Genomic DNA, 10,369 nt, shown 5'->3' with positions numbered 1-10,369 from the left:
CCTGCTGTCAACTGCCTTTTTGAAGATTTCGTCTGCTTGGCAAAGCCACTTCAGTTCCCACTTCAAACCCGCTTCGAAGTGCATCGCTGCGGGAGGCGAATAATACGTTATTCCAAAGCCGTGTCAACGCCTAAAGTAAAAAAAGGTGCTCCCCTCCCTTCATTCCAAGCAACTATTCAAATCCTCACCGATCTGTAGATAATCCCCTCCTTCGAGCACACCGGCATGAACGACGAGAACAACGACGAAAAGACCCCTGGCCTCTCTGCAGACGAGGAGCAGGAGGTCGACGAGCGCCAGCCCCCGCGCGCGGCCGTACTCCACGAAATGATCAGAGCGCAGGGCGATCATGAGCTGGAGCGCACCATCGCCGCTCTATGGTGGTCGGCACTCGCAGCGGGCCTGACCATGGGCCTATCGTTCATGGCCATGGGCTTGCTCTCTTCGCGACTTCCCGAAGGCGATGCGTCCCATGCCATTGCAAGCTTCGGTTACTGTGCAGGTTTTCTGGCCGTGATCATTGCGCGTCAACAGCTATTCACAGAAAACACCCTCACTGCCGTCCTGCCGGTCATGACCAAACCGACACTGAGCAACTTCGGCCGCTTGCTACGCCTTTGGGGCATCGTGCTATTAGGCAACCTCGTCGGTACCATTTTCGTGGCCTGGGTCATGCTCGAGCTGCCGATCTTCGACCATAAGACCGACATCGCCTTCCTGGAGATCGGTCGCAAGGTCATGGAAAACGACATTGGCCAGATGTTCGCCAAAGGCATCATCTCTGGCTGGATGATCGCAACCTTGGTCTGGATGATCCCGTCGGTGGAAAACGCCAAGATCTGGATCATCGTGCTGATCACCTACCTGATGGCATTGGGCGATTTCACCCACATCGTCGTAGGCACCGTGGAAGTCTCCTACCTGGTATGGGCAGGTGAAGAGACCTGGCAACGCTTCGCATTGGAATTCGCCTTACCCACGTTGGCCGGGAACATCGTAGGGGGTAGCTTGATCTTTGGCCTGATCAGTCATGCACAGGTACGCAGCGACACTGGCCAGGGCCTGTCGAAACTACTCAAGGACGAATCGCCTTCCGACGATAAGCAACGATCCGTAAAAAAGTGACCTAAAAGGCCGCTGCCCCACCTTTAACGGTGCAGCGGCCTCTATATAAGTAAGCCGCTACCCTTCCCTGCCCCCACCAACCATGATTTGGCCTGCAAGGTCAGTAGCTACAGCCTGTCGAATGTTCAACAATATTTGGGAACTTATGCGATAACGCGCACCTTCCCAAAGAATCGACGCCATCATGGACACCACCTCGGGCAAAGGCTTTTCCTTCGTCAAGCGCATCTACGTGCCTCGCATCCTCGGCAAGACCGTAGGAATGCTGGCCGTGACCGCTGCGCTGGCTCCGATCGCGCCGCCCATTTGGGTATGGGTACTGATGCTCGTCAACGGAGTGCTCTGGCCACATGTCGCATACCGTTGGGCCATGCGCTCCCATGCGCCTTATCACGCCGAGCAACGCAACTTGGTGATCGACTCGCTGATGGCCGGCTTCTGGGCGGCCGCCATGCAATTCAACCCTTTGCCGAGCCTGACCATCCTCTCGATGGTGACCATGAACAATGTCGCCGCCGGCGGGCGCACCCTGGTGCAGCGCGGCGCCTTGGCTCAAGCCAGCGGCATGCTGCTCGGCATGGCGCTACTGGGACCGCATTTGCAGTTGCACGCCACCGACCTGCAGGTCTATGCCAGCCTTCCCATGCTGACGCTGTACCCCATGGCCTTGGGCTGGGTGTCCTACCAGCTGGCCACGCACCTTGCCGAACACAAGAAACGCTTGAGCGACCTGAGCCGAACCGACAGCCTCACAGGCTTGTTCAACCACGGTTACTGGAAGGATCGACTGCGCCGCAAGTTTCTCATCTGCCAGCAACGCGATGGCATGGCGGTTGTCGCGTTGATCGATATCGATCATTTCAAGACGATCAACGACACCTATGGCCATGTGATAGGCGACCGCGTATTGCGCCATCTAAGCACCGAGCTCAAGCAGAGCTTGCGGGAAACCGACTTGGCCGGTCGCTACGGTGGTGACGAATTCTGTGTGATCTTCCCGAAAACGACTCAGGAACATGCCTGCCTGGCCATGGAGCGCCTACGCGAACGAGCGGCCAGTTACCAAAACCCCGAGCTGCCGGAACTACGCATCAGCCTGAGCATAGGCCTTTCCGCATTCCATGGTGACTTCGCCGACTCCGAACAGTGGCTGGAAGACGCCGATCGCGCGCTCTACAACGCCAAGCGCCAGGGACGCGATCGTGTCGATGTCGCCAAACCGGTCTTCACTGGGCTTCGACTGGCCTGGCCGGAGTGACCGCGACCCGCTCGGCAACGATCTCGGGCACGTCGCTGCGTTTGAGGTACAGCCGCAACGGCTCGCCAATATTCAGCCGATCGTCCACATGCTGTTCGAGCAGCAGGGTCAGCCGCGCGCGGCATAACGCTACGCGCTTTCCCCCCACCGGACGCCAGACGAACTCGCTGCAGGGCTGAAGGCTGTCCTGGGCTACGTCGAGGCCAAAAGCGTCTTCGGAAAACCTGACGATGTGCGTACCACGCTTGAGATGGAAGCCGACCAGTCCTTTGAGCTGGTCAGCCGCTGTGCAGATGTCGTGGGACGTGATGGACATGCCTAACCTCCTGGACTGCCAAGTGCCCGCTTGCGCCAAGCGGGGCGAACCTGAAACGCCAGGCAAAAAAATGGGCGACCGAAGTCGCCCTAAATGCCTTGCGTGCTCGTGTAACTGGAAGAATCAGCGCGGTTTGCGCTTGCTGGAATCCTTCCAGATGAAAATGCCTAGACCGACAAAGAACGCCACCATCAAACCGACCGTTACCACGCCTGCGACAACCACATTGTCGAGGAACATGCCGACCTCCATTCGTTTGCCGTCGTCCGATGGATGCAAGGTAACCCGTTGCGCAGGGCTGGGAATTGATCGAAGTCAATGGCGCCCAGGAGCGAGCGCGCGAAGGGGTGCGGAAATTGACGCAAGTCAGCGCTCAGCGCTTCTTGGACTTGCCTTTGCGCTTGGGCTTGCCGGCTTTGGCCAGCGGCATAACCTGCTCGAACGCCTGGCGCATCTCGTCCAGACGCTTGTCGTTGAGGTCGTGAATGCGCTTGGCGCGCTCGGCGCCGAAATTGATCAGGTTGTCTTGACTCATCACAGGCTCGACTGGGGGCAGAGAAGTGAATGATGCCGGGGCGTACCGGCGCTGACCAGCCCTCAGATCTCGATGTCCACCAGCAGGCCTTGGCGCACTGGCTCACCCATGGCTATCACCGGTACGGTGTTGTCAGCGTTGAGTTCATGGCCGGGCTCTGCGCTGTAGCGCTCGTCCGCATCTTGACCCTGCTGCCTTTGCTGTTGGCGCCTACGTTGCTCGTCTAGCAACAGCAAGGCTTGCTCCTGAGGGTCCTGACGCTGACGAAGATCGACGCCGGTATCGTCCGATGTGGTCTGTACCGGAACCACCGGTGGAATGTCCGGGGTCGGTTTGACCGGATCGAGCTGGGACGTAACGGGTACGGCGCTGAGTGGAATGATCGGGGGCAGCATGGCGGGTCTCCTTTATTAGCGTTGTATCGGCTCCATACCGATCGCCATGAGCGGCCATGGCGACATGGAGCGCGTACGACGACCAAAGGCAGAACACCCGCGAAACGCCACGCCTTTATTGAGTGTCGTCCTCAGGGTCGACGTCCGATGGCGCACTGACTTCACTCCACGGCCGCTTATAGACCTGCTGCCAGACGCTCTCCATGTGCTCGCGCAAGGCCTTGGGCGTACTCTTGAAAGAAGCGCCGTCTTCACGCTCGCCGCCGAAGGGTTCCTCACCTGCCGGGCTAATGAGCGATTGGCCGGTCAAAGCGTAGACCGACTGCCCTTCACGCAGTTCGATGGTGATGCCCTGCGGTTCGATGCCACCCCCACAATAGGCATGGCTGGCGATGGTCACTTCGGCGACACCGTTGTCGTCGAGGTCGGTCACGTCGCTGACGTCGGTATAGAAGTCGACGTCCAGGTCGAGCCCGGCGCAGGTGGTTTCCTGTTCGGTGTTCCAGCGCGGGGTGAAGGCTTTGTCGCCGGCGCGTTCATATAAGGTGGCCTTGAGCACGACACGGTCGACTTCCTGCTCGGTATCGGCGTCGGTGGCCTGCCCATCGACCCGGCTCAGCACCAATAAGCCTTCGCCCTGCTTATCGCGGAAATGCACGCTCTTGAGCGGTGCCTGTACGCCTAGCACTTCCAATTGATCGGTTGGAATGGGCGGCAGTATTTCGAAAGGTTTCCGCTCACAGCCCGATAGCAGCACAACGCCACCCATGGCCACACAAGCGTTCAACCAGCGGTACTTGGCAGGCATCTCGATCCTCGCTCCTCATGGCAAAGCAGTATTGTTCAATGAACGCACTAGACTGATTGGTCCGGCCGAACCTATCCGTTACCATAGGCGGCTTTTCATCGCGGGAGTTCAGCCAGTATGGCGCAGCAGTATCAACCCGGGCAACGTTGGATCAGCGACAGCGAAGCCGAGCTTGGCCTTGGCACCATTCTGGCGCAGGACGGCCGCCTGCTCACTGTGCTCTATCCGGCGACCGGCGAAACCCGGCAATACGCCGTGCGCAACGCGCCGTTGACACGGGTGCGCTTCTCGCCAGGTGACCAGATCACCCACTTCGATGGCTGGAAACTGACCGTACGCGAAGTCGACGACGTCGACGGCCTGATGGTCTATCACGGCCTGGACGCGCAGAACCAGCCACGCACGCTGCCCGAAACGCAGTTGTCGAACTTCATCCAGTTCCGCTTGGCCAGCGACCGTCTGTTCGCCGGGCAGATCGACCCCATGCCGTGGTTCTCGCTGCGCTACAACACGCTGCTGCACACCAGCAAGCAGATGCAGTCTTCGCTGTGGGGCCTGGGCGGCGTACGCGCTCAGCCTATCGCGCATCAGCTGCATATCGCCCGTGAAGTCGCCGACCGTATCGCGCCGCGCGTACTGCTGGCCGACGAGGTGGGCCTGGGCAAGACGATCGAAGCGGGCTTGGTGATCCATCGCCAACTGCTGTCAGGGCGCGCCAGCCGCGTGCTGATCCTGGTGCCGGAAAACCTCCAGCACCAGTGGCTGGTGGAAATGCGCCGTCGCTTCAACCTTGAAGTGGCCCTGTTCGACGCCGAACGCTTCATCGAAAGCGATGCCAGCAACCCGTTCGAAGATGCGCAACTGGCCCTGGTCGCGCTCGAGTGGCTGGTCGAGGATGAAAAGGCCCAGGACGCGCTGTTCGCGGCCGGCTGGGACTTGATGGTGGTCGACGAAGCGCACCACCTGGTCTGGCACGAAGAGCACGCCAGTCGCGAATACGCGCTGGTCGAGCAGTTGTCCCAAGTGATCGACGGCGTCCTGCTGCTCACTGCCACCCCAGAGCAGTTGGGTCAGGACAGCCACTTCGCGCGCTTGCGTCTGCTCGACCCGGATCGTTTCCACGACCTGACCGCGTTCCGCGCCGAGAGCGAGCACTACCGCCCCGTCGCCGAAGCCGTTCAGGCGCTGCTCGACGAAGGACGCCTATCCAGCCAGGCACACGACACCATCCGAAATTTCCTCGGTGCAGAAGGCGAAGCCCTGCTCACCGCCGTCAATGACGGCGACAGCCAGGCCAGTGCTCGTCTGATCCGCGAATTGCTTGACCGCCACGGCACCGGCCGCGTGCTGTTCCGCAACACCCGCGCCGCCATCCAGGGCTTCCCAGAGCGTCAGTTGCACGCCTATCCCCTGCCCAATCCCGAGCGCTATACCGAACTCGATGCCAGTGAGCGCGCCGAGCTGTATCCGGAGGTGGCCTTCCAGGCTCAGGGATTGGGCGACATCGAAGAAGTGCGCTGGTGGCAATTCGATCCGCGCGTGGACTGGCTGATCGACACTTTGAAGATGCTCAAGCGCACCAAGGTTCTGGTGATCTGCGCCCACGCCGAAACCGCGATGGACCTGGAAGACGCCCTGCGCGTGCGTTCAGGCATTCCTGCCACGGTTTTCCACGAAGGGATGAACATCCTCGAGCGCGACCGCGCCGCGGCTTACTTCGCCGATGAGGAGTTCGGCGCCCAGGTGCTGATCTGCTCGGAAATCGGTAGCGAAGGTCGCAACTTCCAGTTCGCCCATCACCTGGTGATGTTCGACCTGCCGGCGCACCCCGACCTGCTCGAGCAGCGCATCGGCCGTCTGGACCGGATCGGCCAGAAGCACACCATCGAGCTGCATGTGCCGTATTTGCAGGACAGCCCGCAAGAGCGCCTGTACCAGTGGTATCAGGATGGGCTCAATGCGTTTCTGGCCACCTGCCCGACCGGCAATGCCTTGCAGCATCAATTCGGCGCGCGCCTGCTGGCGCTCTTGGCCAGTGGCGACAGCCAGGCCTGGGACGCGCTGGTGGCCGACGCGCGCAACGAACGCGAGCGCCTGGAAGCCGACCTGCACAGTGGCCGCGACCGCTTGCTGGAGCTCAACTCCGGCGGGGCCGGCGAAGGCGAGGCATTGGTCGAGGCGATCCTCGAACAGGACGACCAGTTCGCCCTGCCGATCTACATGGAAACGCTGTTCGACGCCTTCGGCATCGACAGCGAGGACCACTCCGAGAACGCGCTGATCCTCAAGCCCAGCGAGAAAATGCTCGACGCCAGCTTCCCGCTCGGCGACGACGAGGGTGTGACCATCACCTACGACCGTGGCCAGGCGCTGTCGCGCGAGGACATGCAGTTCATCACCTGGGAACACCCCATGGTGCAGGGTGGCATGGACCTGGTCTTGTCGGGCTCGATGGGCAACACCTCGGTGGCGCTGATCAAGAACAAGGCACTCAAGCCCGGTACCGTATTGCTGGAGTTGTTGTACGTCAGCGAGGTGGTCGCGCCGCGCCATCTGCAGTTGGGTCGTTACCTGCCGCCAGCCGCTCTGCGCTGCCTGCTCGATGCCAATGGCAACGATTTGGCTTCCAAGGTCGCGTTCGAGACCCTCAACGAGCAGCTCGAAAGCGTGCCGCGCGCCAGCGCCAACAAGTTCGTCCAAGCCCAACGCGACGTGTTGTCCAAGCGTATCGCGGCGGGCGAAGAGAAGATCATGCCGGCCCACATCCAGCGGGTGGCCGACGCGCAGCGCCGCCTGGCGGCGGAAGCGGATGAAGAGCTGGCGCGCATGACCGCCCTCAAAACGGTCAACCCCAACGTTCGTGACACCGAACTCGATGCGCTGCGCAAGCTGCGTGAGGATGGGGTCGCCATGCTCGACAAAGCGGCCTTGCGCTTGGAAGCCATCCGCATTCTGGTCGCCGGCTGAGCTGATCCCTGCTGGGCCTATGCGCGCTACTACAAGCGCGTATAGGCCGACTCAGGATTTCTGGCGATACAGCTGCACCAGGGTGGCAGGGTCGTGATCCAGATGACCCTTGCCACCATGCAGCCGCATCAGTTGCGCCGCCAAGCCGCTCACTGGCGTCGCCGAGCCCTGTTCGTGGGAAAGCTTCACCGCGCCGTCCAGATCCTTGAGCAGAGTCCGCACGTGCCACTTGACCGGCGTGAAGCGATTTTCGGCCATTTGCGGCGCCAGGATCTGCAAAGGTTTGGAATCGGCAAAGCCACCAGCCAGGGCTTGCGCGAGCAAGCGCGCATCCACCCCTGAACGCTCGGCCAAGGCCACGGCTTCGGCAATCACCAGCGCATTGCAGGCCACGATCATCTGGTTGCAGGCCTTGGTCACCTGCCCCGCCCCCACCCCACCCATGTGTGTGACGCGCTCGCCTAAGGTCAGCAAAACGTCGCGCACCCGCCGCAGCGGTTCGGCTTCCCCCCCTACCATGATCGCCAGGGTGCCGGCCTGGGCGCCTTGCACGCCGCCCGACACGGGAGCGTCGACCCAGGCCATGGCGCAAGTGGCAGCGAGTTCCGCGGCCATCTCACGGGTTGCTGTCGGCTCGACACTCGAGAGGTCTACCAGCACTTGATGGGCGCGCCCGGCCGAAGCGAGGCCCTGCGCGCCGAACACCACCTCACGCACCGCCGCTACGTCCGCCAGGCAGGTCAGGACGATGTCGGCTTCCTGGCACAACTGCGCGGGCGTACTGGCAAGACGAGCACCGGCCGCCAGCAATGCATCGCACTTGCGAGGGCTGCGGTTCCATACCGTCAGCGGATAACCCGCTGCCAACAGGCGTTTGCACATGGGCAACCCCATCAGGCCGATGCCAGCAAAGCCCAATGAAGGTAATGCAGTAGTCATGGATACCCCCTCGAGATGATTCGCAAGTTATTACGCCCTGCGTAAGTTGTTACCTCAGTGTGCAAAGCGGCGACGCGTTGTTACCAACCTGCACCCTTGCCACGACCAGGATTGCCCTGAAATGGCGCCAAGCGCAAAGCCCTCGCACCAAAACAAATCACTTGTTGTTACGAGTCTTTTCCTGAATCAGAACGAAAGGCGATACCACCACTGCCCATATCTCTGGATCGCGGGTTTGCAGGCTGAGCGCCACCTCGCTCGACACGGCCGAAACAGTGCCATCAGAACGCCATTTGGCCACGTGTTCGCTATGGTTTTGCGCCATCGCGGCGGCGACTTCGATCAGATCGAGCTCGGGCGCGACCCAAATCAGGTCACCTTTGGCCCAGAAGCGCTCCAAGGCTTTCCATTCGATGATTGCCGTCTCGCCGAGCAATTTGGCATAGAGGGTGCTTGTGTGATCGGTCATGGGGCCCTTGCATTGAAAATGGCTGATGAAAAAAGGCCGCTATTTTTGCAGAAAACCCTGGTTTCAAACACGTAATTGATCGATTGGCCTCGAACGCGTATGTGTACCGGGCAACCAGCAGAGCCCAATGGCGCGTTTATATATCTTTGTATCGATCACGCGACACCCCCTGAATTCGAAGCGCTGTGCCGGCTTTTCAAGCGCTCGAACAGCGCTCTACACTGTACCGGTACAGTTCCGGAGCATGTTCCAGGGGAAGCAAGGCTTGCAGTGGCAGTCTCGCACCGCAATCCTCGCGCCGGTCTGTAGCCCTGGCCGCCAGGACTATAAAAATTACAACAGGATGAGTGGAGCACTATGATCAAGATTTCCAAGCTGTTCGCTGCAATGGTACTGGCCGGTGTGGCCAGCCATTCCTTCGCTGCCGATACCATCAAGATCGGTATCGCCGGGCCCAAGACCGGCCCTGTCACTCAGTACGGCGACATGCAGTTCGTAGGCGCCAAGCAGGCCATCAAGGACATCAATGCCAAGGGCGGCATCGATGGCAAGATGCTCGAAGCCAAGGAATACGACGATGCGTGCGATCCCAAGCAGGCCGTGGCCGTCGCCAACAAAGTGGTCAACGATGGCGTCAAGTTCGTGGTCGGCCACCTGTGCTCCAGCTCCACTCAACCTGCTTCGGACATCTACGAAGACGAAGGCGTGATCATGATCACCCCGGCCGCCACCAGCCCGGAAATCACCAGCCGCGGCTACAAGATGATCTTCCGCACCATCGGTCTGGACAGCGCCCAGGGCCCGGCCGCGGGCAACTACATCGCCGACCACGTCAAACCCAAGGTCGTTGCGGTGCTGCACGACAAGCAGCAGTACGGCGAGGGCATCGCCACTGCGGTCAAGCAGACCCTCGAAAGCAAAGGCACCAAGGTCGCCGTGTTCGAAGGCCTCAACGCCGGCGACAAGGATTTCTCCTCGGTCATCCAGAAGCTCAAGCAGAACAACGTCGACTTCGTCTACTACGGTGGTTACCACCCAGAGCTGGGCCTGATTCTGCGCCAGGCTCAGGAAAAAGGCTTGAAAGCCAAGTTCATGGGGCCTGAAGGCGTCGGCAACGACTCCATCTCGCAGATCGCCCAGAACGCTTCGGAAGGCCTGCTGGTGACCCTGCCGAAATCCTTCGACGCCGACCCAGAGAACAAGGCCATCGTCGACGCCATCAAGGCCGACAACAAAGACCCGAGCGGTCCGTTCGTGTTCCCGTCCTACTCGGCCGTGGAAGTGATCGCCGAAGGCATCAAGCAAGCCGGCAGCGCCGACACCGACAAAGTGGCCGCAGCCATCCACAAGGGCACCTTCAAGACGCCGACCGGCGAACTGTCCTTCGACGACAAAGGCGACCTGAAGGACTTCAAGTTCGTGGTCTACGAATGGCACTTCGGCAAGCCTAAAACCGAAGTGTCCCCTCAGTAACGGTCCGATCACTGGTTGACCCACAAGCCCACTGTGCGAGCAGTGGGCTTTGTTTTACGAGGTTCATGGGCCGATTGCCGCGAT

At 60.7% G+C, this 10,369-nt stretch carries 12 protein-coding genes; 5 read left to right on the top strand and 7 right to left on the bottom strand.

The window, feature by feature from the left end:
* From B4M43_RS01865 to B4M43_RS01855, 3 genes are all read left to right on the top strand, one after another.
* On the top strand, nt 1–198 hold a 198-nt coding region (locus B4M43_RS01865; protein WP_296263594.1), incomplete at its 5' end, for a hypothetical protein.
* A gap of 27 nt (nt 199–225) precedes the next feature.
* A complete protein-coding gene (locus B4M43_RS01860) occupies nt 226–1,125 on the top strand; it encodes a formate/nitrite transporter family protein (protein WP_296263591.1) in 900 nt (299 codons plus the stop codon).
* A gap of 184 nt (nt 1,126–1,309) precedes the next feature.
* A complete protein-coding gene (locus tag B4M43_RS01855; protein ID WP_296263588.1) occupies nt 1,310–2,383 on the top strand; it encodes a diguanylate cyclase in 1,074 nt (357 codons plus the stop codon).
* On the opposite strand, the gene B4M43_RS01850 is transcribed toward B4M43_RS01855, so the two are convergent.
* The 5 genes from B4M43_RS01850 to B4M43_RS01830 all read right to left on the bottom strand — a co-directional run bounded on the left by B4M43_RS01850 (nt 2,352) and on the right by B4M43_RS01830 (nt 4,437).
* Entirely contained in the window at nt 2,352–2,699 is a 348-nt protein-coding gene (locus B4M43_RS01850) for a DUF2025 family protein (RefSeq protein ID WP_296263586.1), read from the bottom strand. The two genes, B4M43_RS01855 and B4M43_RS01850, sit on opposite strands and share 32 nt — an antisense overlap.
* A 123-nt stretch (nt 2,700–2,822) precedes the next feature.
* Complete coding sequence (ccoM, locus tag B4M43_RS01845; protein WP_296263584.1) at nt 2,823–2,939, bottom strand: cytochrome c oxidase subunit CcoM; 117 nt, start codon at nt 2,937–2,939, stop codon at nt 2,823–2,825.
* A 133-nt stretch (nt 2,940–3,072) separates the two neighbouring features.
* On the bottom strand, nt 3,073–3,234 hold the full coding sequence (locus B4M43_RS01840) for a hypothetical protein (RefSeq protein WP_296263581.1): 162 nt from the start codon (nt 3,232–3,234) through the stop codon (nt 3,073–3,075).
* Nucleotides 3,235–3,296: 62 nt separating this feature from the next.
* Nucleotides 3,297–3,629, bottom strand: a complete 333-nt coding sequence (locus tag B4M43_RS01835) for an aspartate-semialdehyde dehydrogenase (RefSeq protein ID WP_296263579.1) — start codon at nt 3,627–3,629, stop codon at nt 3,297–3,299.
* Between the two features lie 115 nt (nt 3,630–3,744).
* Entirely contained in the window at nt 3,745–4,437 is a 693-nt protein-coding gene (locus B4M43_RS01830) for a M949_RS01915 family surface polysaccharide biosynthesis protein (RefSeq protein WP_296263577.1), read from the bottom strand.
* Nucleotides 4,438–4,554: 117 nt separating this feature from the next.
* Here B4M43_RS01830 and rapA point away from each other — a divergent pair, with 117 nt between their 5' ends.
* The gene (gene rapA / locus B4M43_RS01825) at nt 4,555–7,404 is read left to right on the top strand and encodes an RNA polymerase-associated protein RapA (RefSeq protein ID WP_296263575.1); all 2,850 of its coding nucleotides are present in this window, start codon (nt 4,555–4,557) and stop codon (nt 7,402–7,404) included.
* A gap of 51 nt (nt 7,405–7,455) precedes the next feature.
* Here the strand turns inward: rapA and B4M43_RS01820 are convergent, their stop codons facing one another.
* Both B4M43_RS01820 and B4M43_RS01815 read right to left on the bottom strand, forming a co-directional pair.
* Entirely contained in the window at nt 7,456–8,343 is an 888-nt protein-coding gene (locus B4M43_RS01820; protein WP_296263573.1) for an NAD(P)-dependent oxidoreductase, read from the bottom strand.
* Nucleotides 8,344–8,500: 157 nt separating this feature from the next.
* On the bottom strand, nt 8,501–8,812 hold the full coding sequence (locus B4M43_RS01815) for a DUF2288 domain-containing protein (RefSeq protein ID WP_296263571.1): 312 nt from the start codon (nt 8,810–8,812) through the stop codon (nt 8,501–8,503).
* Between the two features lie 357 nt (nt 8,813–9,169).
* Here B4M43_RS01815 and B4M43_RS01810 point away from each other — a divergent pair, with 357 nt between their 5' ends.
* A complete protein-coding gene (locus tag B4M43_RS01810) occupies nt 9,170–10,285 on the top strand; it encodes a branched-chain amino acid ABC transporter substrate-binding protein (protein ID WP_296263570.1) in 1,116 nt (371 codons plus the stop codon).
* The last annotated feature ends 84 nt before the right edge of the window (nt 10,286–10,369 follow it).

This window comes from Pseudomonas sp. UBA6562 (assembly GCF_002434265.1).
In the GTDB taxonomy this organism is placed as follows: Bacteria; Pseudomonadota; Gammaproteobacteria; order Pseudomonadales; family Pseudomonadaceae; genus Aquipseudomonas.
This window is presented reverse-complemented; position numbering and strand designations above follow the sequence as displayed.